Raw genomic sequence first — 25525 nt, forward strand, 5'->3', positions numbered from 1 at the left:
TCATTCTTGCCGCACTTTTCTACCCGCGCGCCACATCCGAGCGCGGGACAGTATCTCGGAGACGACGTCGGTCTTCGCTTCCGCGTAGTAATTCATATCTGTCCACTTTTGCGCAGCAAGACCCTTTTTTACTGTTGTGTAGAGGGTTCGGTCCATTTCATCCACTCGAAGCCAATCCCTAAAGTCCAGATAGTTTGCAACGGCAGGGTTATCCGGGGAAACCACGTGAATATGAACATCCTTTTCGGGCGTTCTCATCAGGACGTGGCCGGCTTCCCGAACACGGAGCACGAAACCCGCTGACTCAAGCTTGGCCAAGTATGAATCTTCATCGCCAACGTCTGCAACTGTCAGCAAAACATCGATAATCGGCTTCGCTGACAGGCCTGGGACTGAAGTCGAGCCAATATGCTCAACCGACAGCGCGACATCTCCAACCGCATCCCTGATTGCCAAATCAAGCTCGTCGAAACGTGCGGACCATTTTCGGTCGTATTCCACAATAACAATTTGACGCTCTTCACGACCGCCTATCAAAACGGCGTCTAGATGCTCATCGGTTTCAGGGATCATCGACTAATCATGTCATCGTCTCAACCAGAGCTTGCGCCTGCGGATCCGTGAAGTCATCCAGTTGATGGCGCGAAAAGCAGACGCTGCTTAGTTCTTCTGGCGCGTGTCTTTGATCTGTTGTTGTCTCGCCTCAGGCGACAATAGTCACCTTTGTCCGCATCGCGTGGAGTGCATTCGTCCATGCCACGACCGCGTCAAGCGTTCCGGCAAGGCTTTGTTCTTGGTGCGCACGCGGGGTGAACGGGCCTCCGAAGCCGCTCCAGTCTTCGCGGGAGCTGAGAGCTACCGCTGGCCCGACGTCGGCCATTCGCAAAGAAGCGGAGACAGGCCTGAGCGCCTCAACGGCCCGGATTCCACCGTCCACGCCGTACGAAACGAAGCCGACGACCTTGTCGTTCCACTGCGCCCACACCCGATCGAGGGCGTTCTTAAGCTTTCCGGGGAAGGAGTGGTTATATTCCGGAGTGACAATCACGTATCCATCGAACCGGGCGACGACCCCCGCCCACACCTTGGTGTGTTCTTCGGTGTATCGGCCAACTGCCGGGGGGATTGCCTCGTCAATCTCAGGCAGGGCATAGTCGGCGAGATCGATCAGCTCGTAGTCCGCGTCACCGCGGGCGGTTGCCTGCGCAAGAACCCAATGCGCGACGGCTTCTCCTGCCCGGCCGGACCGGGTGCTACTGAGAATGACGGCTATTTTCACCATGACGATCCACTCCTTGATGTGGTTGGCTTCTGTTAGAGATTTGAAATAAACGTGGCGATAACTGCGAAGACTTCATTCGCCTTCACACGGGTGGGGACGTGGCTTGCGCCTTCGATGCCCGCATACTCAGAATGTTGAAATGCTGCTGCGTAACTGCACCCAAATTAGGGAATGACTACGGAATCCTCGTCGCCGGCCCAGCGTGGTGCGCCGGGTCAGTGCTGCAGCGATAGCTCAGTGCACGTCAATCGCTTCGGTTGCGAGACTCACGGACTGGAAGAAGTTCACGAGCGGGCGGGGTGACCCTTTCTGGAACAACAGGTCCAGGCTTTGTGCGGAATCGTTGGCAGATTCAGCGGAACGTGGAAACAGTTCGGCTTCGTAGGCAAGCAGTGCCGCTTCGGTGTCACCCGGGTGAGCGGCGATTGCCAGAGCCAGCTCAGCGGCGTCGAACATCGCAAGGTTCGCGCCTTCTCCGGCAAACGGCGACATGACATGTGCGGCGTCACCGAGGAGCGTAACACCAGGTACACGATCCCAATGAAGCCCAATTGGCAGCGCGTGAATACGGCGAGGTGTGAGAGGAGTATCAGCGTTGGCAACAAAACCGCGCAGACTTTCGTCCCAGCCGTCAAGCAAGCTCAAAACCGTCTTTTTAGCCCGGGCGTCGTCCGTGAAGTCAACGGTGTCGACCCATTCTTCCGGGCACCGCAAGCCGACGTAGACATGCAGGGTCCCATCGGTTTCAAGATGACCCAGTATGCCGGTGGTGTCCTTGAATGCGAACAACATGCCCGAGCCCATTGCGGCAGCTTCGAGGGTGTGCTTGTGGACGCCGTCGTGAAGATCGGCTTCGAGAAAGGAGACGCCCACGTATTCCGGGCGTGCCGCACTGAGCAGCGGACGGACCTTAGACCATGCGCCGTCGGCACCAATAAGAAGGTTAGTGGTGATGGTCTCTCCATTCGCAAACACGACCTCATGCAAGTTTGATTGAGAAGGTACGCTCCGTACCGCGACGACTTTATAGCCCCAGTGGATGGCGCCATCGGGGAGAGAATCTATGAGCATGTTACGCAAGTCGCCGCGATCGACCTCGGGGCGAGCGAAACTGCCGTCATCGCGTTCGTCAATGTACACCGTGCCGAGGTGGTCAAGGACACGAGTGGCCTCGCCGCCCTCATGAATGATGCTGGTGAATTCCTCCATGAGTTCGGCGGCTTGGATCGCCTTCTGGCCGTTGTAGTCATGGATATCCAGCATGCCTCCCTGAACACGAGACTCACGGTGGGGCTCGAGTTCAAAAATAGCGGACTCGATACCCTTGGTGTGGAGAACTCTGGCGGTTGTAAGGCCGCCCAGACCGCCTCCGATAATGGCGATGGGGTAGTGCTTAGTCATGGTTGCCGCTCCTGGAAATTCAATGATCGATTGGTTAGGACTCATAGCTGGTGGAGGAAGGTACAGCTGTGGCAGTGATGCCTGCGATGAGTGCCCGGATGGCCCAACTGGAACGTTGTGCTGGAGTGCCGCTAAGCACTGCATCTAAGTGCATGGATAAATGCGGAGTATTTTCTGAAGACGCGTTGCGAACTGCACCTGCGAAGCTGTTTGCATCGACATGTTCGGTGACGGCAACAACGTCTGACGGCGCTGGGGCGCTGTGCTCGGCAGCACTGGCAGTCACGAACTGCACTAGCAAGTCCACACCCCATGCAGCGCGAGCTGGCTCGACACCTCCCTCTAAAAGAAGGCCCAGTACGGCGTCGAACAGGGACATCGAGTTGGTCCCAGTTGGCCGGAGAATGAGAGCAGATCTGGCGAGCCCGGGATACGTAAACAAAATATCCGAATAGCTGCCCAGGAGCCCTTCGATTCGATCGGCCCAGCCAGCTCCATCGGAACTGGGCAGTGAACCAAGCAGTTCATCCAGGACCGCGGCGTGCAACTCAGCCGTGTTGGCCACATAAACGTACAAGGATGCGGGACCGGTGTCCAGCGCCTGTGCCACCCTGCGCATCGTGGCCTTTTGCAAGCCCTCAGCGCGCATGATCTCGATCGTGGTTTCTATTATCCACTTGCGAGACAAGGCTGGCTTGGCCGGGCGGTCTCTGCGGCTTTGTACTGCGTTTCTCATATTTCGATCGTAACGAACATGTTCGTAAAGAACAAGTTCGACACAAAATTGTTTCCGTTCAAAGAAACCAGACGGACTGGTCCAACCAGAACTTCCGGGGCGGTGGTTCCCATGACGCTACCTATTGCCAACACTTCACGCCTCGACGAACCCGTCCGATGTGGTCGAAACGCAATGTTGGTCTCGTCAACGCACTGATCAATAACGGACAGATACGTGAGTGAGCCTTCACTGAGATCTCACTCACGAAGGCTGACGACGCTGGGAACGCGCTTATGCAGGCACTGCGACAATCGACATGCCTGCCGACCTGCAGGCCACCCTCGACGCATCGGCTACCCGTCAAACCTGACCTCCGCCTCGGGAACGACCATAGTACGTCGGCCCAGGAAGCAAGCGGGGATAAAGCGACGCCAAGTCCTACTGCCGCATTGAATGATCCCCACATATCCTCGATGTATTCCGTAAAGGTCATACATAACCAAGATCCTGGCGCAGTGTTCCCGGACACCGTCAAAACCCCAAAAAAACGTTCACCGACTTTTTTCACTATTTCACAAGCTGCCCCTGTTCCGTCGTGTGGCCGCGGCCTCCCGACACCTTCGCCACCAACAACTGAAGTATCCGCCACTGAGCAACGCGCATGATAAGCGCGTTCAACCGGATGCCGATTTTGCCCTTGGGCGCGATCATGTCTACTCGGCCGGGAATAAGCTTTTGGGCGGCGACCACGCGCGGACGCATCGTTTGTTCGTAGTTCGCGAGAATTTCCGACCGGGCGCGGTCGTTGCCGAGACTGGACCCGTCGCCAAGAGCGTCCGCAAGGGCGGCGGCTCCGTGGAGGCCGAGCGCCGTGCCGAGGCCGCTCAACGGGCTCGCGCACCAGGCGGCGTCGCCGAGAAGCACAACGCGGCCGTTGAACCAAGTTGGCATATGTACTTGGTCGAAGGTGTCGAGGGCGAAGTCAGGTGCGGTTCGAGCGGCGTCGAGGAATTCGCGCGTACGCCAGCTCATTCCGGCGAACTCCCGTTCTAGCAGTGCGATGCGGGCCTGGTGGTCAGTACGCGCCGGGAGTTCGTCGGCTGCGAATGTCAGGCCGATCTGCTGGTGACCGGGGAGCCCTGGCCGGGCAGAGACTAGACGGCGACCCGGGGCATTGTGGTCGAGGGCCCAGCCGTTCAGCGATGGTGTGGACGGTTTTTCGGCCAGGGTGTACCAGGCATGCGCGAGCCCGAGCGGGCGACGGAAGTCGGCTTCGGGTCCAAAGCGCAGCGCCCGCACATGGGAATGGGCTCCGTCCGCACCAACGACCACGTCGAACGCCTCGGTGTTTCCGGAGCGGAAACGCACCGACACACCCGCATCCACGTCGCGTAACTCGTCGACGGTGTCAGCAAACGTGTAGTGGACGCCCGCGTCCACAGCGGCACCGTGGAGCAGTCGCGCAAGGTCGGTGCGCAGCAGTTCCTCCTCCGACACGAGCCCCTGGCCACCGAACGCGTCAACAGGCATTTCTGCGAGTCGCCGCCCCCGCGCGTCGATCCAGGCAATACCGCGCTGCGGAACGAGGACATCGAGTGCGGCACCGAGCAGGCCAAGGCGATCGAGAACCTCGCGCGAGCCGCCGCGTAAGTCCACGGTCTGGCCACCAGTGCGAAGTGCTGGTGCGATCTCGACAACAGTGACCGACCAACCGGCACGGCCGAGCAGGACGGCAAGTGTGTCGCCGGCGATGCCGGCTCCGACGATAAGAATCTTGGGCATTTTTTCTCCAGATTAGCTAACGCTACAAAAGTTGTATTTATGACACTACATCTTAACGCTACAAATGATGCAATTGCGTGCAACAATTGATGCAATAGAATGAGACCCATGCCAGAACACTCCGGTACAGATAGGCCCGCGGGCCGCACTGCTCGCACGCGAGAAGCCGTTCACCGTGCCGTCGGCGAGCTGCTCGCCGATCCTATGGCTGAGGTTACAATGGCCACCGTTGCTGCTCGGTCCGGTGTGCACCGAACCACCCTCTATCGGCGTTGGCGGACTGCCGAGTCGATCGTGCTCGACTTTGCCGTGGAACGCGTCACTGAGGAATCGCCCGTGCCGGCGACCGGCGATCTACGAGCAGACCTCACCGAGTACGTGCACCGCCTTCTCACGACTCTGCAGCGCACTGGCACGAGCAGTTTGCTGCAGGCGCTCCTCGCCGCGGCCGCGCAGACGAATGACGCCGTCGAAATCGGGGACATCATGGAGCCACGTGTTCGCCAGTTTCAGGCGATGCTAGATGCCGCGGAAGTGAGGCGGCTCGACGGATCGCAGCTCGTCGACCTCGTGCTCGCCCCTTCCTACCTCTGGGCGCAGTTCGGGGCGCCGCTGGACCCTGATGCGGGTACGCAGCGGATCGTCGACGCCGTGCTCGCGGTTGCCCAATGGAAACACTAAAACGAACTGACAACATTCCTGCAGCACCTCGGGCGTCTCGCAAGCCCTTCCGCTTACAGGCGGCGCTTAATTCTCTGCCCGGAGTAGGGTTGTGCCATGACATTTGCTAACGCGGGAACACTCGGTGTTGTCCCCGGCAAGCGAGATGAACTGGTCGCTCATCTGACCAAGCGCAGTGACACCCTCAAACAGATCGGTTGCCTGGCGTATGAGGTGGGTGTCAGCGACGACGACCCCGACACGGTATTTGTGATGGAACTCTGGGAGAGCGCCGAAGCGCATCAATCTTCTCTCACTTTGCCAGAGGTCCAAGCAGCTATAGCGGCCGCACGGCCGCTTCTGTCCGGCGCCTTTGGCGGATTTCGCTTCAATGTTGTCGGATCACCACTCCGAGACTAAAACACGGCACTCCAACCGCGCGCTAAACAATCCACCGCCGGAACTCCTCGGGCATCCCATTCACCATTCCGCATGCGGGACTGCCGCCATGTATTAGTGACCGTAGTGATATCGGCATCCGGCAATGCGAATTTCAGCAATATCAATTTTGTAAACGAGGCGATGTTCGTCGGTGATTCGTCGTGACCAGTAGCCATGAAAACCGTGCTTCAGGGGTTCCGGCTTTCCGATGCCTTCATTTCCGTTTCGTGCGATATCCCGCAGTAGGATGTTGATGCGTTTGAGGACCTTACGATCCTGTGTCTGCCACCACTCATAGTCATCCCATGCGCACTCGTCCCAGACCAACTTCATTCTGTGATGTCGTGCTCGACGCCCTTACCAGATTCGAGCCGCTCTATTGCACCGAGGAGTCGCCTGGCATTCGTAGGGGATTTCAACAGATACGCGGTTTCTTTCAACGACTCATAATCATCTAGCGAAACGATGACCACTGGCTCGTGACCCGCGCGAGTGATAATGACTTCCTCGCGGTCATCGACCACAGCGGAAAGCGTCGCAGCGTAATGTGCCCGGGACTCTGAGTAAGTCATTGTGCGCATGATGTTCCCTTCTTGACGTACAACTTATTGTACGGTGAGGATTGATGTCCCGCAAGAGGTTCGGCGAAATCAGGCGGTCGTCGCACCAGGGGGTTACTCTGGTTGCGATAGTAGCTGTTCCTTGGCTTGTCCCGGGTGAATCGACACAAGACCCTTGCGCTGCCGGTCGTTGAGTTCGGTGGCGACTTCCAGTGGTCGCTTCGGTGAATGCTCGGACAAATCCGTGCCAACACAACAGCCATCAAATAGAGTTTAATTACACCGTCCAACTTTCGGGGACCAGTCCAGGAGCCCGTTGGTATCCTCGTTGGTTCGACGCTGCCAGGGCGAATGCAGTTCGTAGAAGTGATGTCCATTTGTGTTACCAGGGTGATTTTCTTGTGATTGTCAGCTCGGTTCCCGGGTCCCAGGTCAGCGACTTGCGCAGGTGCTTCCGCAACGCGTTGATGGTCCTCACCAGTCCCTCCCGGACGGCGACGACACCGTGATCGTTGGGCAGATGGACCAGCGTCGTGTACCTGCTTTGCCGTTTCACCAACGTTGCGATCGCCGAGCGGCAATTGGACCCCTGCACCAGATCGGCCAGTTCAACGTCATCGAACTTGCTGATCTTAGGCCGACACCCGCGCGAACCATCCTTACAAGGTCGGCAAAGACCAGCGGCTCGATACATTCGTTGATGGCGCGCATGGCCGTCTGTCGATCGAAATGCGTCGACACTCGCGCGCAGGCGAGCAGCTTGATATTCCGGAGGACAGTCTCCGAGGTTCCTGACCACACCTCATAGTCCCAGCCGTGTTGGCTGCAAACATCGCCGGGCGAATCAAAAACTGCTGCCGTTTCGGGATCGTCGAGCCGCGACTTCGGCTTCACGTCGACGATGAGGATTCGTCCAAGGTTCGAGCGGACCATGACATCAGGAACGTGGCGATGGTCCCTACCACCAAAACGGCCAGACAACTCAAACCGCTGCGTGGCAATCCAATCAACGGTTGGAAGAAGGTCTGCCGTCCACAGATAGTCGAGTTTCAGCAGACTCTCATAGATCAAGAAGGACCTGGTGGTCGCAGACCAGAACAAGCCAGGATAAATCCTCTGGCCCCTGTAGGTGGGTGATTTTCTGACGGGAAGCCCGTGCAGGACAGCAGCCACATCAACGTCTTCGAGCCGTGCGCTAACCGTGCTTCTGTCGAATGAGAGGTGCTGAACCCTAACGTCTTGACCCCGAACACCGGCCATACCTCAAGTCTCCGCCCCATGTGGTGAAACTGGGACAAGTGACAAATAGTTTGAGTTTCTACACCTTCAAGGGTTCCCTGATTCCTGTTGTCCACAGATTGTCCCCAAAGTTATCCACGGAATCCGACCGTCAAAACCTTAGTTACAAAAGTTATCCACGGACGTTGACAACTTCTTTGAACTATCCACAGGTGGTCTTCGAATGGCCACCGAACAGCAGTTGTTCACAAAGTTATCCACAGGAGTGGATAACTTTGGCTGGTTTTCCTCCCGAATACGGGAAAACTACCGCGTGGAAGTAATCCACAGCTGTGGAATTACATGTGTGTAACTTATACCCAATGTGTGTAACCCTGTGGAGAACAGTCCGTTCGACGAATCCTCACTTGTTCGAACTACAGCTCTGTAAGTTATGCCCATGTGTGGACAGTCCTGTGGATAACTGTGGATACGTGGGAACATTGAGGCATGGAATTGACCGAACCGCTTGATTTTTCGCCTGTTTCCCCACAGGCACCCACCCAAGAGCAAATAGACGAATATCGACGTCTAAGCGCTGAACAGGCAGCGGGAGTTGGAATTGTGAGTACGGTCTGGCGTGGCAGAGACTACGCTGCTACCGTCTCTGCTTTTCTATCGGTCTCCTACGACCCTCCGACGATCCTGGTGAGCCTCTACGAGGGCTCCCGGATCGCACAGGCAGTGTCAGAATCGGGCACCTGGTCCCTGACGTTGCTCACCGCAGATCAAAAGCGTGACGCGAATTGGCTTGCTAGCCCAGGCACGCCAATTGAAGGTCTGCTCAGCCAAGTGAAGTTCAAACGCGGTGGGGCCACCGGATGTGCCATCGTCAGTGGTGCCTTAGCGTATTTTGAGGCATCGACCACAAACATCTACCCGCAGGAAACCCACTTGCTCATCGTGGGAAACGTCGTAGGGATGGGCAGCGAGTCCATATGGACACCGAACACATCCCCGCTGCTGCACTACGGTGGCGACTACCGCCGGCTCAAGCCCTAGCCATGATAGGTCTAAGAAAAGGTATAAGCCGGGAAAGTGGAAACTTTGTAGAGAGTCAGTCCTACCAAAAGAAGTACGACGGCGGCCATCGCACCCCACTGGATTACGTTACGTCTGGCTGTAGCTGGTGCATAGGCAATAGCGAGCGTGCAGAGCGCTCCGGCAATCAGCCCGCCTAGGTGCGCCTGCCAAGCGATGTTGGGGATGAAAAAGCCAAGGGCTGCATTAATCAACAGCAACACGATAATTTGACGAAGGTCTCCACCACGCTTTTTCTGCACCACGAATAAGGCGCCAAATAGGCCAAATACGGCCCCCGATGCCCCGACGACAACTGTATCTACGGGGGAAATCAGCAGTACGCCCACAGAGCCTGCCATTGCACTGATGAGGTACACCGCCAAGAACCGGACCCGTCCAAAGGCCGGTTCCAAAGCGTTCCCCAGAATCCACAGAGCGTACATGTTAAAAGCAATGTGCGTGATGTTTGTTGAATGCAAGAAGGCCGACGTCACCATGCGCCAAGGCTCGGTTTTCGTCGTGAACGGCGCATACGCAAAGTTCTCGAAGATGAATCTGTTAGGGATAGCCCATTCCACGATGAACAACGCCACACATATGGCCATCATGGTGATAGTGATCACTGGACGACCGGTGCGAACTACACCACCGAAGATGGTCCGTCGGCCAGGGACGGTCCTTGCCGCTTCCTTCACACAGTCCACACACTGGATGCCGACAGCGGCACTTCTTTGGCAGTCGGGGCATGTGGGACGCCCACACCGTTGGCAACTCACATAGGAGACGCGATCAGGATGTCGTGGACACACAGGTGCTCCCACTGGGGTGCCGGAAACGGGGTATGCAGAACTCATGGAGGCGATCCTAGGCTGATGTTCTATTACATGTTCTGGCCGACTCAACCGAGGTTGGGCCGGCCAGAACTATTGCTAATTGGAGTTAGAGCTTCTCGATCGTGACGGAGTTGATAACGACGTCTTCGCGTGGTTTGTCACCAGGACCGGTGGAAACGCCTTCGATGGCGTCAACTACAGCCTTTGAATCCGCATCGATTACCTCACCGAAGATGGTGTGCTTACCCTGCAGCCATCCGGTGGGGATGGTGGTGATGAAGAACTGTGAACCGTTGGTGCCGCGGCCACCCTGGATACCGGCGTTGGCCATGGCCAGCTTGTACGGCTCATTGAAGTTCAGATCAGGGTTGATTTCGTCGTCGAATTGGTAGCCGGGTCCGCCAACTCCTCGGCCTAGAGGATCTCCGGCCTGGATCATGAAGTCTTTAATGATGCGGTGGAAGATAGTGCCGTTGTACAGCGGTGCGTTGGACTTTTCTCCGCTGCCGGGGTGTGTCCATTCGATCTCACCGGTGGCAAGGCCGACGAAGTTGGCTACGGTCTTGGGCGCGTGATTACCAAAAAGGTTCACCACGATATCCCCGAGGCTAGTGCTGATAGTTGCTTTTGCGGTTGGGATAGCAGTCATGGCGCCATTCTGCCACGCTACAGAGACAATATTCCTTCCGAGTCCTCACATTCCGCGCCGGGCGAACTGCCAATTGATGACACGTGAACACATCGCAACGTAGGCTGGGCATTGAAGTCGTGTACATCTGGAGGAAAAAACGTGAAGACAGTAGAACGCTTGACCCACGGTCTGGAAGAGTCGCTGAATACCGGAGTGGACAACGCCCGTGAATGGGCAGCACCACGTGTGGAAAGCGCCAAAGAGTGGACCGCACCGCGTGTGGAGGCTGCCTGGGATTGGGCAGCGCCACGGATCGAGAGAGGTATTGAGAATGCATCTCCTAGAGTTCAAGAAGGTTTTCGAAAAGCTGCCCACTACACAGCCGACGGCGTAGCTGCGGTCACTCCTAGAATTCAGGAGGGATTGGAGAAACTAGCGCCGCGAATTTCGGACGCAGTCGACGGTGCCGGCCCACGCATGCAGGACGCCTTGGACAAAGCCACTCCCGCTTTGTCATCAGCCAAGGACAAGGTGGTTGACGAATATCTTCCGTTCTTCTCCGAAAAACTCGGGGATGCCGCGCAAGCGGTTGGAGCCGCCTTGGAAGGAGCCACATCATCTGAGCAGATTGCAGTGGTCAAGTCCAAGTTATCTGGCAGTAAGAAAGCCATCAAAAAAGCTGCCAAGGACGCCGAGAAATCAGCTACGCGGGCCGCTAAAGCCGCGTCTGCAGAACTAAAACGGAACCAGAAGAAGAGCCATAAGGGCTGGATTGTGGTTGGCGTTCTCGTCGCTGCTTCAGCTGCCGGTGTCGCTGCCTGGAAGGCTTCCAAGCCTGTACCAGACCCTTGGAAGACTCCCGCACCAGTTCCTACGAACCACGGCGTGAAAAGCCCACTGGACACGCCCGCCAAGGAAGATACGGTTCCAGCACCGATTCCTGCGGACGACGGCGCTTCCTCCGACACGGTTGCCTCAGTCCAAGCTGAGGTCCTGGACACAGGAGCTGCTACCGAAGCTGCCAAGCATGTCAAGGATGTCAAGGAAGAAGAGTCAGACGCTGATAAGGGGTCTACCCCAAAGCCGAAGGCACCGAACAAGTAAGCACCAACGAGTGAGGGAGGGTGTGGATGGCGGAAAATACTTCCGCTGTCCACACCCTCCTTTTTCGTCTAATGTCCCACGCCTGCTTGTTCTCAGCTACTCCGGCGTCTAAAACTCCCACGCCCCTGGTGCAGGACCACCACGGCCAAACCAAACAGGATCAGAACCAATCCCACGTAGGTACCAGTAGGTAGGCTCTCACCCAAGAAGAATCCGGCCAACAGAGCGGCACCAGGGATTTCTAAAAGAATCATCATAGAGACGACCAAAGGCGAAATAGTGGCCAGTAGATGATTGAAAATGGTGTGCCCCATGATCTGCGCCGTCAAAGTTACAGCAATAATTCCCACCCAGACATCAGGAGAGAGCTGAACTAGCGGCTGCCCAAAAGCGAGGCACATGACAAATAGAATCACCGAGGCAATTGTGTAGCAAATACTCGAGTACAAACTCGTTGGCATGCTCTTGCGAGCCCTCGACCCGGCCAACGTGTAGACAGCCGCCAGGACTCCGCCCGCGAGGGCAAGAACATCTCCTATCAGCGCTTCTGTACTGATGCCAACGTCAAATCCGGTGATAACTAGGACGCCTACCAGGGCAACACCGAGTCCAAGCACGATGAGCCTGTGTGGCCGCCGTCCCCGAAACCATTGGAACAATGCGATCCAGGCGGCTTGCAGGCACACCAAGGCCGTCGCCCCCGCCACGCTGGTCAACTTTACGGAGGTGACATATGCGGCAAAGTGTAGGGCTAACGCTGTGGCAGCTATCGCCGAATACTTCAGCTCGTTTCGGGTCAGCCTCCTAATGGCATCCCGCTGGCCTACCACTGCGGGCATCCCCATGACCACCGCACCAAGCGCATTACGCCAAAATGCTATGGTCAGCGCAGGAGCCGCCGTGGCAACCATAATGGGCCCTGATGCGGAAATACCCACAATACCCAAGACGGCTAAAAGTAATATCACTAGTCAACAGTAGGTGATCTAACGCTTCGTTGAGTCACCGGAGCCGTCCAAGTTCTGAGTCAAAGCCCTGAACGGTTAGGAAAGGGCTCCCAACTGAAAAAAACACCCCGGTCCAGTGGACCGGGGTGTTTTTCATGGTGGAGGCACGGGGACTCGAACCCCGAACCCCCTGCTTGCAAAGCAGGTGCGCTACCAATTGCGCCATGCCCCCATGAGGGTACTTATTCTACTTGACGGTATCCGTCGCCTTGCTCCAGGTAGCTTTCACAACCTTGGATTCATCATATTTCTTTTTCAGGAACAATGCTGCGCCAAGTGCAGAGGCTACTATCAGTAATCTCTTCACGAAACCTCATCCCTATTTTAGAACCATTGGTTCCGTGGGCGCACCAGGACTTGAACCTGGGACCTCTTCGTTATCAGCGAAGCGCTCTAACCGCCTGAGCTATGCGCCCTCATCAGCCCGCTTGGGCCGAGACAAAACTTTACCCCACACAATCCCTAACTCACAAATCGGCGGGTCCACGAGTGGCTTGGACCCGCCAATTCGGCTAGTTCAGAAAGGCATTCTTCCCAACTAATCGTCCGTCAAGGTCACACCAATGCCGCCAACCAGAGTGGCAGAGATGTTGTAAAGAACCGCTGAGAGCATTGAGAGAGCTGTCAGGAGGACCACATTGACGACGGCGATGATAGTTGAGTAGGAAGCTACCTGACCCAAGGAGGCGAACTTTTTCAGATCGAAGGCAGCACCACCCTCACTGCCTTGAATGTCTGTCATAAGCGCATTGATTTTGTCGAACAGCCCGAGGACGTCAAGCACAGACCACAGCACGATCGCGGCGACCACCGTGATGATACCTAATGCCACGGAGAGCAGAAATGCCATCTTCAGCACCGACCAGGGTTCAACCTTGCTCACCAAGAGCCGGGCACGACGAGCCTTCGCCTTGGGTGCTGGCTTGACCAAAGGCGGGTGAGATGGACGCTTAACCGCCGTCGTCGTCGGAGCAGGTCGCTGCTGCGGCCGCTGCGCGGGACGGGCTGGCGCACTTACCCTAGGGGCGGTCTTGGGCCGCGGATTCGGGTTATTCGTGCTCAATCGGTACCTCCATTTGTTGCGTCAGGATCGCTTAAGGGTACTTCATCAAGCTGATGCTCTCCTTCAGATAATATCTCAACGGGAGTTACCGCAGCCTCTACTGCTTCGACGGTAACTTCATCCTCGCTGTCAGGAGCGTCGTGCTCGTCATTGTCTAGGCCGCGTTCACTATTGCGGGCAACCTCGATGATTTTGTCGTTCTTATCCGGCTTTGCGAAGATGACCCCCATGGTGTCACGACCCTTGGCTGGCACCTCCGAAACGTTAGAACGGACGATCTTTCCGCCACTCATGACGACCAGAACCTCGTCGTCTTCACGAACAATGAGAGCACCCACGAGATCTCCGCGATCTTCTACCAGTTTGGCAACCTTGATGCCTAAGCCACCACGACCCTGCAGACGATACTCGTCCACGGCCGTGCGCTTGGCATAACCACCTTCGGTCACGATGAACACGTAGGAATCTTCATCCACCACGGAGGCTGAGAGAAGTTCATCTCGATCACGGAACTTCATTCCGGTGACACCGGAAGTTGCCCTCCCCATGGGGCGTAGAGCAGCATCCGTCGCTGTGAAACGGATAGATTGACCCTTGCGTGAGACCAAAAGTAGGTCGTCTGTTTCGGATACCAATTGTGCCGATACCAGTTCGTCATCGTCGCGCAGATTGATGGCAATGACACCGGCAGATCGGTTGGTGTCGTAGTCTTCCAATCGCGTCTTCTTTACGAGTCCGTTGCGAGTGGCCAAGACCAGGTATGGAGATTGCTGGTAGTCCTTGAGCTCCATGACCTGCGCAATTTTCTCGTCTGGCTGGAATGCCAGCAGATTGGCTACGTGTTGCCCTTTCGCATCCCGGCCGGCCTCTACAAGTTCGTAAGCTTTGGCTCGGTAAACACGTCCCAGATTAGTAAAGAACAGAAGCCAGTGATGGGTTGTGGTGACGAAGAAGTGTTCGACGACGTCGTCGCCGCGCAACTGTGCACCCTTAACGCCCTTCCCACCCCGGTGTTGCGTACGGTAGTTGTCGCTGCGTGTGCGCTTTACGTAGCCACCCCGAGTAATGGTGACCACCATTTCTTCTTCAGGGATAAGGTCTTCCATGCTCATATTGGGGTCGTAGCCCATCATGATTTCCGTGCGACGCTCATCGCCATACCGTGTGGTGATATCAGCAAGTTCATCGCTAACGATTCCTCGCTGAACTTCCGGGTCAGCCAAAATCCTATTGAACTCGGTGATCATAGTTTCAAGAACGTTGCTGCGATCCTGGATCTTTTGGTGTTCCAGAGCCGCCAGCTTGCGCAACTGCATGTCAAGAATGGCTTTGGCCTGAATCTCATCTATGTCAAGCAGCGCCATCAACCCATCGCGGGCCTCTTCCGAAGTTGAGGAGCGACGGATGAGTGCGATGACTTCATCCAAAGCATCCAGTGCCTTCAGCAGTGCCCGCTGGATGTGAGCTTCCTCTTCGGCTTTCCGAAGACGAAAACGTGTGCGCCGGACAATCACGTCCATCTGGTGAGTCACCCAGTGACGGATGAACGCATCCAACGGAAGAGTACGCGGGACCCCATCCACGATTGCCAGCATGTTGGCGCTGAAGTTCTCTTGCAATTGTGTGTGCTTGTAGAGGTTGTTCAGCACAACCTTGGCAACGGCGTCGCGCTTAAGCACCACAACAAGCCTTTGACCTGTTCGGCCAGAGGTCTCATCCCGAAGATCGGCAATGCCAGCAATCTTGCCGTCCTTGACCAGTTCGGCGATTTTGATAGCCAAATTATCCGGGTTCGCTTGGTACGGCAACTCGGTGACGACCAAACAAGTGCGACCCTGAATTTCCTCAACGTTGACCACTGCTCGCATCGTAATGGATCCGCGTCCAGTGCGGTACGCTTCCTCGATGCCTTTGCGCCCTAGGATCTGGGCGCCTGTGGGAAAGTCAGGGCCCTTAATACGTATGATCAGTGCTTCAAGTAGTTCCTCGCGGCTAACCCCAGGATTCGCCAGAAACCATTGCACACCCTCGGCTACCTCGCGAAGATTGTGAGGGGGAATGTTGGTGGCCATACCCACTGCGATACCGGATGACCCATTGACCAACAGGTTCGGGAAACGGGCCGGCAGGATGGTTGGTTCTTGGTTCTTACCGTCGTAGTTGTCTTGGAAATCGACGGTTTCCTCGTCGATGTCACGGACCATTTCCATGGCCAGCGGGGCCATTTTAGTTTCCGTATACCGGGGAGCGGCAGCCCCGTCATTCCCGGGAGAACCAAAGTTCCCCTGTCCAAGCGCCAGAGGGTAGCGCATGGTCCAGTCCTGGATTAGGCGCACCAAAGCGTCATAGATGGCCGAATCACCATGCGGATGATATTGACCCATAACTTCACCGACGACGCGCGCACACTTGTTAAAGGAGCGCTCGGGGCGATAGCCACCGTCAAACATGGCATACAAAACCCTGCGATGGACGGGCTTCAGTCCGTCTCTGACGTCGGGGAGAGCGCGGCCCACAATGACTGCCATCGCGTAGTCCAGGTAGGACCGCTTCATCTCATCCTGAAGATCAATTTTTTCGATCTTGTCATGCGTTGGCAGAACATCGCCTTCAAGAACGATGTCGGTGGAGTCGCCTTGACCCGGGCTTTCGGGGGTTTCGTCACTCATAATTATTTATATTCCATTCCAAACATATGCTATTACCGTAATATTCAGGGTAGGGAACCGCGTTCCCGGATGCCTAGATATCGAGGAAACGGACGTCCTTGGCATTTTGTTGAATAAAGTTTCGGCGAGATTCTACGTCCTCACCCATGAGGATGGAAAATGTCTGATCAGCCTCAGCAGCGTCATCCATGGTGACCTGAAGAAGGGTACGGTGCGCTGGATCCATGGTGGTGTCCCACAGTTCGGAGTAGTCCATCTCACCCAGGCCCTTATAGCGCTGAATACCGTTATCCTTGGGAATTCGTCGTCCCGCTGCGGCACCAGCAGCCAACGCGGAATCGCGCTCTTTATCGCTGTACACATAATCATGTGGGGCGTTGGACCACTTGATTCTGTAGAGCGGGGGCTGCGCCAAATAAACGTAACCACTTTCAATCAAAGGACGCATATACCGAAATAATAGAGTCAGCAACAAAGTGGTGATGTGCTGACCATCAACATCGGCATCGGCCATCAGGACGATTTTGTGATAACGAGCCTTCTCAACATCAAAATCTTCTCCGATTCCCGCACCAAAGGCAGTAATCATGGCTTGAACTTCGGCGTTACCCAGTGCCCTGTCCAGACGTGCCCGCTCAACGTTAAGAATCTTTCCGCGCAGCGGCAAGATCGCCTGAGTTGTTGGGTTCCTTCCGCGAACTGCCGAACCACCAGCAGAGTCGCCCTCCACAATATAGATCTCTGATAGCGAGGGATCCTTGGACTGGCAGTCCTTGAGCTTGCCGGGCATGCCACCTGATTCGAGCAGTCCCTTCCGGCGCGTGTTTTCGCGGGCTTTTCGTGCAGCCATTCGAGCTTGTGAAGCCTGAATAGACTTGCGAATTACGTCCCGGGCCGGACCAGGGTTGCGCTCGAGCCAGTCACCAAGACCGTCAGTTACGACGCGTTGAACAAATCCCTTAACCTCGGAGTTTCCCAATTTTGTTTTGGTTTGACCCTCGAATTGTGGTTCGGACAGTTTGACGGAAATCACTGCAGTCAAACCCTCACGGATATCATCTCCGGTGAGGTTATCGTCCTTTTCCTTGATGATGTTCTTCTCACGCGCATAGCGGTTGATAAGGGACGTCATCGCCGCACGGAAACCCTCTTCGTGTGTTCCACCCTCATGGGTATTGATGGTGTTCGCATACGTGTGAACACTTTCAGAGAATGACGTGGTCCACTGGAGGGCAAGCTCCACCGCCATGTGACGTTCAGTATCTTCGGTCTCGAACGCAATGACGTCCTCATGTACGGGCTCGTACTTTTTGGAAGAGTTGAGGTATTTGACGTAGTCCAACAAGCCATCGAGGTACTGGTAAACAACTACGCGTTTACCGGTGGAAGTATCCTTACCCTCAGGAATCGCATCCAGTTCAGGATCCTCGTCCACAGTTTCCGGTACGCGCTCGTCCGTCAGCGTGATTTTTAATCCTTTGTTAAGGAAAGCCATCTGCTGGAACCGTGCACGGAGCGTCTCAAAATCGAACTCAATGCTCTCAAAAATTTCCGGATCTGGATAGAACGTCTGTGTGGTTCCGGTTTCCGTTGTGGACTCACCCTTGACCAACGTTCCTTGCGGCTTCCCGCCGTCGGCAAACCTCATGCGCCAGACGAACCCCTTGCGCCGGATTTCAGTGTCGACACGCCGGGACAATGCATTCACAACTGAAATGCCGACGCCATGTAGCCCACCGGAAACCGCATAGCCACTTCCACCGAACTTGCCGCCGGCGTGCAGAATTGTCATGACTACCTCTACCGTAGGTTTACCCTCGGTTGGGTGAATGTCCACGGGAATTCCGCGCCCATTGTCCACCACACACACTCCGCCATCGGCAGTCAACGTAATTTCGATGTGGTCACAATAGCCCGCTAGGGCCTCATCAACTGAGTTATCGACTACTTCGTAGACCAGATGGTGAAGACCTCTGGGGCCAGTAGAGCCGATGTACATTCCTGGACGCTTTCGCACGGCTTCCAGACCCTCAAGGACAGTGATGTCACTTGCGTCATAGTGCGGTGCAATCACTTCAGGCACAACCGCGTCCGTGAGCGGATTCTGCCCGGGAAGGCTTGCCGATTCCGGATTATTCATTGTCACAGGCGCGTTCGACCCCTTTATAGTTCGTTCGATTGCCACTACCGGGCATGCACATGATGCTTGTGGTTGCGTGCATTTGCTCACCCGGTGGAAGGCAGATGAATACCGCTCTCACGGCTATCACGAAAGGCATTACAGCGCCGTGGAGAGGCGGTCCTAAAATAATTCTACCTTGTGGAGGCTTGAAACTCCGCCTAAACGTGCTCTAGAACGCGAGAAAAGCGGCCTGGAATGCCACAATCTATCGAATGTCGAGGGGAAGTACGCCCAACGGACCACACATCGCTGGATAGGCCTTTTGACACTTTGCGCACATCAAAAATGATCCTTATCCGTATGTGTCCCGTGGACCACGTCCCTTAACACTGCGAAAGCCCTTTTTCCAGCTAGGTGCGGCTGGGCCCAAGACTAGAATTTTAGTAACGACGCCTGCGCCTAGATCAGCATCAAACTTGGCTAGGAGCGACGGCGAAAGTAGTCGCAGCTGTGTCGCCCAGCTAGTGGAATCACACCGGACATGTAAAGTCGTCACCTCAAAGCTCTCAGGTTGGCAGTGTGCTGCGATGTCAGGACCAACCAAGGTTCCCCATTGGGACATAACCGAACCGACGGCAAGAGGCGAACTCCATCCGCGGTCAGACACAAGCCGGCTGACTACCTTCCCTAAACCCAGGGGATCCCGTCCTCCTTCTGTTCTATCTAAGAACGGGAGCCTCTTATTTTTGGGTGTTACTTTCTCACCAAGGCGACTGCGCGAGATACGCAGTTCACCACGACTCTTCGCAAGTGTACGCATGTGGTTCAGGGCTGCTTGAGGAGCATCCACCTCTGTTATATGGTCAGCCGCTGTTGCTGCCAAACGGTCGCTTCGTCCCGTTGCATCATGCTGGGGGCTACCTGGTGTTATGCCACTAGCTACCATCGGAAAGCTCATTTTCCTTGATGAGAAGTTCCTGGCCTTGACTACTTTCTTCCTGGGCCGCCGACTCGATCACGCCACCAGGAATGACTTGTATCTGGGCACCAGAGAGTTCTTCGGGAATGTCCCCCACCACGGCTGCCGTGACCAAAACCTGTTCCGCTGTGGAAACCATGAGAGCCAATTTACGGCGTCGCAAAGAATCAAGCTCAGCAAACACGTCATCCAAGATCAGAATGGGCTGGTTACCCTCAATGTGGGTGTCGTCGCTAAGAACATAAAATGACGCCAACCGCAGGGCAAGTGCCACCGACCACGATTCACCATGGGATGCATAGCCTCGTGCGGGGGAAGATCCCAAAAGTAGTTCAACGTCATCACGATGCGGCCCTACCAAGGTCATGCCCCGCTCCAACTCTCGCTTTCGTGCTTGAGCCAGTGCAAGGACATATCGTTGAGCTAACTCATCAACATCACAGAGCGAGAGATCTTCTGACTCTCCCTCAATACCAGGTGAGCTCGAAGTGTTGGAGGCTCCGGCGTCGTACGTTCCCAAATCATTCAAAGGTTCAAGACTACTTCGATAATCCGCTTGAAGTAACTTGGATCCGTCGGTCAACTGGGCGTATGCCTGGGCCATATATGGGCGCAGACTATTGAGTAATTCAAGCCTGGCCGCTAACAATTTTGCTGCAGATCCAGCCAAATGTGTATCCCACACATCAAGGGTTGCAAGCTGCTCAGCCCCAACCCCGGCACGGGAATAATGAGCTGATTTAGCAGACTTTAACAAGGCATTGCGCTGTTTAAGAACCCGATCATAGTCCATGCGCGTTCTGGCATGTTTGGGGTGCAGAACCACCAGCAGCTCGTCTAAGAACCTACGTCGATTAGCGGGATCTCCCTTAACGAGGGCAAGATCCTCCGGCGCAAAGAGAACACTGCGGCATATCCCAAGTACTTCACGGGAACGGATGGGGTTGGCCCTATTAATTCGGGCTCTATTTGCCCGGGAAGAGTTTATCTCCACCTCAACCATGACTTTTTGCTCCCCACGGACCAATTGTGCACGGATCAACGCCCGCTCAGTCCCAATACGCAGCAATGGGGCATCGGAGCTAACACGGTGGGAGGAAAGGGTGGATAAATATCCAATTGCTTCCACCAAATTGGTTTTTCCGAATCCGTTAAAACCAACTAAAACTGTCACTCCCCGTGAGAGTGCAAGATCAACTTGGGCGTAACTGCGGAAATCTGTAAGGGAAAGGTGTTCAAGAAACACAGGTACTGCCGGCTCTTCTAATCGCTCTAAGAACCAGCAGGCTTAGTGGCATGGCCACCAAATTGGTGGCGTAGTGCCGAGACCATTTTCATGGCAGGTGAATTGTCTTCACGCGAGGAGAAACGGGCAAAGAGTGCTGCCGTAATGGCGGGGGCTGGCACAGCGTTGGCTATTGCTTCCTCTACGGTCCAGCGTCCTTCCCCAGAATCTTCGACGTAATCGTCGATGGACTCCAGACCCGGATCTTCCTCCAGGGCCTTGACCATCAGGTCTAACAACCATGAGCGAACCACGGTTCCTTTTTGCCATGCTCGGAACGTCCCGGGAAGATCTTGGATGATTTCTTTTTTCGCGAGAAGCTCATACCCTTCGGCATAGGCCTGCATGAGCCCATATTCGATGCCGTTGTGAACCATCTTTGCGTAATGTCCGGCACCAATATCCCCAACATGGACAAAACTGTCAGCACGATCGCCCTCCGGCCGCAAAGCATCGAGAATTGGCATGGCCCACGCCACATTCTCAGATGATCCGCCGGCCATGAGCCCATAGCCATTTTTGAGTCCCCAGACACCACCGGAGACACCTACATCCATGAAACCGATACCTTCCTCGGCTAACATGGCACCGTGCTTTTGATCTTCGGTGAAACGGGAGTTTCCACCATCAATGAGAAGATCACCACTGTCCATATGACTTGAGAGTTCAGTAATGACCTGGTGGGTAATGTCCCCGGAGGGAACCATCACCCAGATCAGACGAGGAGCATCAATTGCTTCCGCCAGTGCTTGAAGCGAAGCCACATCGCTAACATCAGGATTTCGATCAAATCCAGTGACTTCAATTCCCGCTTCACGCAACCGCGCCCGCATGTTGAAACCCATTTTTCCAAGTCCGACAAGTCCGATGTGCACGGCATTTCCTTTTCTTGAGGTGGCGGGGAGGCAATAAAACAGGAATTATTGGTTGGGCAACCTAACAGGCATTACCAAGTATCGGTAGTCATCGCGATTGTCGCCGTCAATGTCATCTTGTGCTGTCAACATTGCAGGTTTGGGAGCCGAAGTGAAAGAGAACCTAACGTATTTGCTATCAAACGCGTTGAGTCCTTCACTGAGATAGTGCGGGTTGAAAGCGACTGTTATGTCGTCCCCGACCAGGGAAGCTTCAAGATTCTCTGAAGCTTGTGCATCTTCACCCGTTCCTGCATCGAGGGTCAACTGACCATCGGTAAACATGAGTCGAACTGGCGTATTTCTTTCAGCAACAAGTGAAACACGGCGGACAGCTTCGGCTAAAGCATGGGTTTCAACCGTGGCATAGATGGGTGTGTTCTCAGGGAACAGAGAACGAATCTTGGGGTAATCTCCATCAACTAGCAAGGATGTGGTCCGCCGTCCACCACTTTCAAATCCAATGAGTTCACTGTTCTGGGACAGTGCAATGTTGATTCTCCCAGACCCACCCAGTGTTTTAGCAACTTCACTAAGGGTCTTGGCTTTCACCAGTGCACCGGTTGATATGTCCGGGTTGCTTGGGTTCCAGCGTATTTCTCGTAGTGCTAGACGGTAGCGGTCAGTTGCCAACAGGGTAATCAGATCGCCCTCTATTTCCATTTTCACGCCTGTGAGAATGGGTAAGGTGTCGTCCTTGCTTGAGGCAATAATAACTTGGGAGACAGCTTGGGCAAATGCTTCGCCGTCCACAGTTCCGCTGACGTCTGGAAGCGCCGGGAGCTCAGGATAATCATTGACGGGCATGGTTGCTAGATGGAAACGGCTACTTCTGCAAGTCAAAGTGACTTTTGCGCCGTCAGTCTCAACATCAACAGGTGCCGAGGGCAGACTTCGGCAAATATCTGCAAGAAGGCGGCCAGATACTAAAATGGTTCCCTCTTCGGAGATGTCAGCTGGAATATGGAGATGAGCTGATATCTCGTAGTCAAAGCTAGCCAAGCTAAGTGTGCCAGCCTCAGCTTTCAACAGTAGGCCTGAGAGTACCGGGACGGGTGGCCTGGGGGACAAGGAACGTGCGGCCCAGCTGACTGCTTCGGTCAGAACATCCCGTTCGACTCGGAACTTCACGGAAGGGTGCCGCCTTTCATTTTAGAAATTTGTCAGTGGTGCCTGAGGAAGGCTTCCATCTGAAACTACATGCTTCCAGACAGCTTAGCTCTTTGGCTAGCTGGATCTGACATTGTCATTTGGGTCTTGCCTGGCGGTGATGGGGAAACAGAAGATGTTCTTTGAAAAGAAGAATTATTGGTGTTCGTAGTGTTAATAAGTCCTGTGGATACTGTGGATAACCCTGCTGGTTCGCGTGGTTGCGGGGATCTTGCCTGTGCACAGTATGTGAGGCTGTCCCGTAGCTGCCTGTGTGGACCGGTGGAGAACTTTTTCGACAAAATACTGCGTCCACAGGAAGGTAGGGGGTTATCCGCAGGTAGGAGGTGGTTGTGCACTTAACTGTCCACAGCTTTATCCACAGCTGTTAATTCTCAAAATTTTTCCACCCTGGCGTTTAGCCTTCCCGCTGCTGCTGCTTGATCTTGTTGGTTAGCTCGGTGACCTGGTTGTAGATGGCCCGTCGCTCTGCCATAAGTTCCCTGATCTTTCGGTCAGCGTGAATAACCGTGGTGTGGTCCCTGCCACCAAATTCTTGGCCGATCTTGGGAAGGGACATATCTGTTAGCTCACGACACAGATACATAGCGATCTGCCGGGCCGTGACCAATGTCCTGGTGCGGGACTTGCTACAGAGTTCTTCCAAAGAGATGTTGAAATAGGCAGCTGTCTGGCCCAAGATCGCGGTGGAGGTAATCTCTTGAGCGCCGTCGTCAGTGATCAGGTCCTTCAAAACCATCTCTGCCAGGCCAACGTCGACTGGTTGGCGATTCAGACTGGCGAAGGCTGTCACTCGAATCAGTGCCCCCTCGAGTTCCCTGATATTGGTGGAAATTTTGGAGGCGATGTACTCAAGTGCGTCGTCCGGAGCAGACAGGCCTTCACCGATGGCCTTTTTACGCAAGATAGCTATGCGAGTTTCCAATTCCGGAGGTTGAACATCGGTGAGTAAACCCCACTCGAATCGAGAACGCATGCGTTCCTCAAAACCCTGAAGTCGCTTCGGAGGAAGGTCCGAAGTGATGACTACCTGCTTGTTGTGGTTGTGAAGTGCATTGAAAGTATGGAAGAACTCCTCTTGCGTGGCGTCCTTGTTGGCCAGGAACTGAATGTCATCGATGAGCAGAATGTCTACATTGCGGTAGAGCTGCTTAAAACTGGCGCCTTCGTCGTCTCGGATGGAGTTGATGAAGTCGTTGGTGAACTCTTCAGAATTGACGTAGCGGACGCGAATTCCTGTGTAGAGGCGCCGAGCATAGTGACCGATGGCATGAAGTAGGTGAGTTTTACCCAGACCCGAATCGCCATAGATAAATAGCGGGTTGTAGGCCTTTGCCGGCGCTTCCGCGACGGCAACTGCGGCGGCGTGGGCGAATCGGTTAGAGGAACCAATCACAAAGGAGTCGAATACGTACTTTGGATTCAGACGACCAAACTCTTGAGAAGTGCTTGGCAGCATAGGAGAGGGTCTGGATGCCCTGTCTTGGCGATCGGTTCTGTCTTGGCGTTCGATTCTGTCCTGGTGTTCGGTTCTGTCTTGGCGTTCGACTCGCGACGGTGCTGGCTCCGGCTTAGATTCTTCCTCGGTGATAGACGGCACTAAATCCGCATTGACACTGAAGGCGCAGCTGATCTCTTCTGGAAAGACTTGACGCAAGGCATCCACAAGTGCCGTATTGAGCTGGTTTTGGAGGACCTCACGAGTCAATTCGTTGGGAACGGCCACCAACAAAGTGTTCCCAATTAAGCCCTGTGGCTGGGTGAGGACAACAAAGCCACGTTGGCGCGGGGAAACGCGCTCATCTTGTTCTAATATCCGGATAACTCGGCGCCAGGAGCTTCCAACATCATTGATTTCTTCAGTGCTCATCGACTGCCCCATCCTCACTGCCGGGTGGACTCGCTGTCCGGCCTAGTCGTATTTTGTGCCTTCCAAGTGACATTGATTACAGTCCGGTGGAAGTGCTGTATAGAAGGAGGCGATGCTACCGCACCGTCATCCACAGGTTTATTCACAACCCGTGGATAACTTGCCACGGGCCTAGCCTAAAGGATGATTTGTTCAGAAGATAGCGAGGAAATCGGCTTGTGGATAAATCTCACATCCAAGCAGACTTTTGACGTGTGTCAACAGGTTGTCCACGGGTTATCCACTTAACAGTGCACAGGGTGGAGACGGTCGACAAGTTTTATTCCGGCATAAAGCCTGATTTTAGGTGGCGCGAAACGGCGGTGGCGTTTGACTGGTAGCCCTGCGATGACCTAACGTTGTGAAGTCCCATGTGTCCACTTTGCGCATTTGTGCACGCTGCTGGTTTCCAGAAGCAAAAGTGGGCATCCATATACTTAGCGTCGGCCTGTTCTTCCCCTTACATTTAGCTTCGGGCAAGGCGCATCTTTGATTGTCTTGGAGTAACTACCGTGAGCAAGCGGACTTTTCAGCCGAACAACCGCCGTCGTGCCAAAAAGCACGGCTTCCGCCTTCGTATGCGCACCCGCGCCGGCCGCGCCATTTTGGCAGCACGCCGTGGCAAGGGTCGCATCGAGCTGTCGGCCTAAACCATTAATCGCTTGACGATTCGTCGAGCCTTACAGAAGTAGCA

At 55.0% G+C, this 25525-nt stretch carries 26 protein-coding genes and 2 tRNA genes; 5 read left to right on the plus strand and 23 right to left on the minus strand.

Features of this window, described 5'->3' with window-relative positions; all coding sequences use genetic code 11:
- From LOH53_RS05415 to LOH53_RS05435, 5 genes are all read right to left on the minus strand, one after another.
- Complete coding sequence (locus LOH53_RS05415) at positions 1-573, minus strand: GrpB family protein (RefSeq protein ID WP_230066712.1); 573 nt, start codon at positions 571-573, stop codon at positions 1-3.
- Between the two features lie 130 nt (positions 574-703).
- Positions 704-1282, minus strand: a complete 579-nt coding sequence (locus tag LOH53_RS05420; RefSeq protein ID WP_230066713.1) for an NADPH-dependent FMN reductase — start codon at positions 1280-1282, stop codon at positions 704-706.
- A gap of 234 nt (positions 1283-1516) precedes the next feature.
- A complete protein-coding gene (locus tag LOH53_RS05425; RefSeq protein ID WP_230066714.1) occupies positions 1517-2683 on the minus strand; it encodes an FAD-dependent oxidoreductase in 1167 nt (388 codons plus the stop codon).
- A 34-nt stretch (positions 2684-2717) separates the two neighbouring features.
- Positions 2718-3419: a TetR/AcrR family transcriptional regulator gene (locus tag LOH53_RS05430; RefSeq protein WP_230066715.1), complete on the minus strand. Its 702-nt coding sequence runs from the start codon at positions 3417-3419 to the stop codon at positions 2718-2720.
- 549 nt (positions 3420-3968) lie between these two features.
- Positions 3969-5183: an FAD-dependent monooxygenase gene (locus LOH53_RS05435; RefSeq protein WP_230066716.1), complete on the minus strand. Its 1215-nt coding sequence runs from the start codon at positions 5181-5183 to the stop codon at positions 3969-3971.
- A gap of 108 nt (positions 5184-5291) precedes the next feature.
- On the opposite strand from LOH53_RS05435, the gene LOH53_RS05440 reads away from it, so the two are divergent.
- Together LOH53_RS05440 and LOH53_RS05445 are read left to right on the plus strand one after the other, a co-directional pair.
- The gene (locus LOH53_RS05440; RefSeq protein ID WP_230066717.1) at positions 5292-5864 is read left to right on the plus strand and encodes a TetR/AcrR family transcriptional regulator; all 573 of its coding nucleotides are present in this window, start codon (positions 5292-5294) and stop codon (positions 5862-5864) included.
- A 96-nt stretch (positions 5865-5960) separates the two neighbouring features.
- Positions 5961-6263 carry a putative quinol monooxygenase gene (locus LOH53_RS05445; protein WP_230066718.1) on the plus strand — a complete coding sequence of 101 codons (303 nt, stop codon included), beginning with the start codon at positions 5961-5963 and terminating at the stop codon, positions 6261-6263.
- A 93-nt stretch (positions 6264-6356) separates the two neighbouring features.
- Here the strand turns inward: LOH53_RS05445 and LOH53_RS05450 are convergent, their stop codons facing one another.
- The 4 genes from LOH53_RS05450 to LOH53_RS05465 form a co-directional block, all read right to left on the minus strand.
- The gene (locus LOH53_RS05450; RefSeq protein WP_230066719.1) at positions 6357-6617 is read right to left on the minus strand and encodes a Txe/YoeB family addiction module toxin; all 261 of its coding nucleotides are present in this window, start codon (positions 6615-6617) and stop codon (positions 6357-6359) included.
- Entirely contained in the window at positions 6614-6865 is a 252-nt protein-coding gene (locus LOH53_RS05455; RefSeq protein ID WP_230066720.1) for a type II toxin-antitoxin system Phd/YefM family antitoxin, read from the minus strand. Before LOH53_RS05455 ends, LOH53_RS05450 begins: the two co-directional genes overlap by 4 nt.
- A 361-nt stretch (positions 6866-7226) precedes the next feature.
- Positions 7227-7400: a hypothetical protein gene (locus LOH53_RS05460; RefSeq protein ID WP_230066721.1), complete on the minus strand. Its 174-nt coding sequence runs from the start codon at positions 7398-7400 to the stop codon at positions 7227-7229.
- Positions 7397-8104, minus strand: coding sequence for a TnsA-like heteromeric transposase endonuclease subunit (locus LOH53_RS05465; RefSeq protein WP_230066722.1), 708 nt, complete (start codon positions 8102-8104; stop codon positions 7397-7399). Before LOH53_RS05465 ends, LOH53_RS05460 begins: the two co-directional genes overlap by 4 nt.
- Positions 8105-8572: 468 nt before the next feature.
- Here LOH53_RS05465 and LOH53_RS05470 point away from each other — a divergent pair, with 468 nt between their 5' ends.
- A complete protein-coding gene (locus LOH53_RS05470) occupies positions 8573-9124 on the plus strand; it encodes a flavin reductase family protein (RefSeq protein ID WP_230066723.1) in 552 nt (183 codons plus the stop codon).
- A gap of 11 nt (positions 9125-9135) precedes the next feature.
- Here LOH53_RS05470 and LOH53_RS05475 read toward each other — a convergent pair whose 3' ends face one another.
- Positions 9136-9768, minus strand: a complete 633-nt coding sequence (locus tag LOH53_RS05475; RefSeq protein WP_326832743.1) for a rhomboid family intramembrane serine protease — start codon at positions 9766-9768, stop codon at positions 9136-9138.
- 316 nt (positions 9769-10084) lie between these two features.
- The gene (locus LOH53_RS05480; RefSeq protein ID WP_230066725.1) at positions 10085-10627 is read right to left on the minus strand and encodes a peptidylprolyl isomerase; all 543 of its coding nucleotides are present in this window, start codon (positions 10625-10627) and stop codon (positions 10085-10087) included.
- 141 nt (positions 10628-10768) lie between these two features.
- Here LOH53_RS05480 and LOH53_RS05485 point away from each other — a divergent pair, with 141 nt between their 5' ends.
- The gene (locus tag LOH53_RS05485; protein ID WP_230066726.1) at positions 10769-11713 is read left to right on the plus strand and encodes a hypothetical protein; all 945 of its coding nucleotides are present in this window, start codon (positions 10769-10771) and stop codon (positions 11711-11713) included.
- 92 nt (positions 11714-11805) lie between these two features.
- Here the strand turns inward: LOH53_RS05485 and LOH53_RS05490 are convergent, their stop codons facing one another.
- The 12 genes from LOH53_RS05490 to dnaA all read right to left on the minus strand — a co-directional run bounded on the left by LOH53_RS05490 (position 11806) and on the right by dnaA (position 24792).
- The gene (locus LOH53_RS05490) at positions 11806-12681 is read right to left on the minus strand and encodes a DMT family transporter (RefSeq protein WP_230066727.1); all 876 of its coding nucleotides are present in this window, start codon (positions 12679-12681) and stop codon (positions 11806-11808) included.
- Between the two features lie 135 nt (positions 12682-12816).
- Positions 12817-12892 (minus strand) — tRNA-Ala (locus tag LOH53_RS05495).
- A gap of 15 nt (positions 12893-12907) precedes the next feature.
- Positions 12908-13027, minus strand: coding sequence for a DLW-39 family protein (locus tag LOH53_RS05500; RefSeq protein ID WP_230066728.1), 120 nt, complete (start codon positions 13025-13027; stop codon positions 12908-12910).
- A 35-nt stretch (positions 13028-13062) separates the two neighbouring features.
- Positions 13063-13136 (minus strand) — tRNA-Ile (locus LOH53_RS05505).
- 122 nt (positions 13137-13258) lie between these two features.
- A complete protein-coding gene (locus tag LOH53_RS05510) occupies positions 13259-13783 on the minus strand; it encodes a DUF3566 domain-containing protein (RefSeq protein WP_230066729.1) in 525 nt (174 codons plus the stop codon).
- Positions 13780-16452, minus strand: a complete 2673-nt coding sequence (gyrA, locus tag LOH53_RS05515; protein ID WP_230066730.1) for a DNA gyrase subunit A — start codon at positions 16450-16452, stop codon at positions 13780-13782. The genes LOH53_RS05510 and gyrA overlap by 4 nt, the downstream gene beginning before the upstream one ends.
- Positions 16453-16525: 73 nt before the next feature.
- Complete coding sequence (gene gyrB, locus LOH53_RS05520) at positions 16526-18592, minus strand: DNA topoisomerase (ATP-hydrolyzing) subunit B (RefSeq protein ID WP_230066731.1); 2067 nt, start codon at positions 18590-18592, stop codon at positions 16526-16528.
- A gap of 334 nt (positions 18593-18926) precedes the next feature.
- The gene (locus tag LOH53_RS05525) at positions 18927-19457 is read right to left on the minus strand and encodes a DUF721 domain-containing protein (protein WP_230066746.1); all 531 of its coding nucleotides are present in this window, start codon (positions 19455-19457) and stop codon (positions 18927-18929) included.
- 52 nt (positions 19458-19509) lie between these two features.
- Positions 19510-20799, minus strand: coding sequence for a DNA replication/repair protein RecF (gene recF / locus LOH53_RS05530; RefSeq protein ID WP_230066732.1), 1290 nt, complete (start codon positions 20797-20799; stop codon positions 19510-19512).
- A gap of 26 nt (positions 20800-20825) precedes the next feature.
- On the minus strand, positions 20826-21713 hold the full coding sequence (gnd, locus tag LOH53_RS05535; RefSeq protein WP_230066733.1) for a phosphogluconate dehydrogenase (NAD(+)-dependent, decarboxylating): 888 nt from the start codon (positions 21711-21713) through the stop codon (positions 20826-20828).
- 45 nt (positions 21714-21758) lie between these two features.
- Positions 21759-22883: a DNA polymerase III subunit beta gene (gene dnaN / locus LOH53_RS05540; RefSeq protein ID WP_230066734.1), complete on the minus strand. Its 1125-nt coding sequence runs from the start codon at positions 22881-22883 to the stop codon at positions 21759-21761.
- A 436-nt stretch (positions 22884-23319) separates the two neighbouring features.
- Positions 23320-24792: a chromosomal replication initiator protein DnaA gene (dnaA, locus tag LOH53_RS05545; protein ID WP_230066735.1), complete on the minus strand. Its 1473-nt coding sequence runs from the start codon at positions 24790-24792 to the stop codon at positions 23320-23322.
- 551 nt (positions 24793-25343) lie between these two features.
- Between dnaA and rpmH the strand changes: the two genes are divergently transcribed.
- Positions 25344-25481 (plus strand): 50S ribosomal protein L34, encoded by a 138-nt coding sequence (gene rpmH / locus LOH53_RS05550; protein ID WP_062008104.1) that lies wholly within the window; start codon positions 25344-25346, stop codon positions 25479-25481.
- Positions 25482-25525 lie beyond the last annotated feature (44 nt).

Source organism: Arthrobacter cryoconiti, assembly GCF_020905375.1.
Lineage (GTDB): Bacteria > Actinomycetota > Actinomycetes > Actinomycetales > Micrococcaceae > Specibacter > Specibacter cryoconiti.

What these genes read in the sequence shown, in the direction of transcription:
- LOH53_RS05415 (WP_230066712.1), bottom strand. Translation starts at nt 573, where the DNA reads ATGATCCCTGAAACCGATGAGCATCTAGACGCCGTTTTGATAGGCGGT.
- LOH53_RS05420 (WP_230066713.1), bottom strand. Translation starts at nt 1,282, where the DNA reads ATGGTGAAAATAGCCGTCATTCTCAGTAGCACCCGGTCCGGCCGGGCA.
- LOH53_RS05425 (WP_230066714.1), bottom strand. Translation starts at nt 2,683, where the DNA reads ATGACTAAGCACTACCCCATCGCCATTATCGGAGGCGGTCTGGGCGGC.
- LOH53_RS05430 (WP_230066715.1), bottom strand. Translation starts at nt 3,419, where the DNA reads ATGAGAAACGCAGTACAAAGCCGCAGAGACCGCCCGGCCAAGCCAGCC.
- LOH53_RS05435 (WP_230066716.1), bottom strand. Translation starts at nt 5,183, where the DNA reads ATGCCCAAGATTCTTATCGTCGGAGCCGGCATCGCCGGCGACACACTT.
- LOH53_RS05440 (WP_230066717.1), top strand. Translation starts at nt 5,292, where the DNA reads ATGCCAGAACACTCCGGTACAGATAGGCCCGCGGGCCGCACTGCTCGC.
- LOH53_RS05445 (WP_230066718.1), top strand. Translation starts at nt 5,961, where the DNA reads ATGACATTTGCTAACGCGGGAACACTCGGTGTTGTCCCCGGCAAGCGA.
- LOH53_RS05450 (WP_230066719.1), bottom strand. Translation starts at nt 6,617, where the DNA reads ATGAAGTTGGTCTGGGACGAGTGCGCATGGGATGACTATGAGTGGTGG.
- LOH53_RS05455 (WP_230066720.1), bottom strand. Translation starts at nt 6,865, where the DNA reads ATGCGCACAATGACTTACTCAGAGTCCCGGGCACATTACGCTGCGACG.
- LOH53_RS05465 (WP_230066722.1), bottom strand. Translation starts at nt 8,104, where the DNA reads ATGGCCGGTGTTCGGGGTCAAGACGTTAGGGTTCAGCACCTCTCATTC.
- LOH53_RS05470 (WP_230066723.1), top strand. Translation starts at nt 8,573, where the DNA reads ATGGAATTGACCGAACCGCTTGATTTTTCGCCTGTTTCCCCACAGGCA.
- LOH53_RS05480 (WP_230066725.1), bottom strand. Translation starts at nt 10,627, where the DNA reads ATGACTGCTATCCCAACCGCAAAAGCAACTATCAGCACTAGCCTCGGG.
- gyrA (WP_230066730.1), bottom strand. Translation starts at nt 16,452, where the DNA reads ATGAGTGACGAAACCCCCGAAAGCCCGGGTCAAGGCGACTCCACCGAC.
- gyrB (WP_230066731.1), bottom strand. Translation starts at nt 18,592, where the DNA reads ATGAATAATCCGGAATCGGCAAGCCTTCCCGGGCAGAATCCGCTCACG.
- dnaA (WP_230066735.1), bottom strand. Translation starts at nt 24,792, where the DNA reads ATGAGCACTGAAGAAATCAATGATGTTGGAAGCTCCTGGCGCCGAGTT.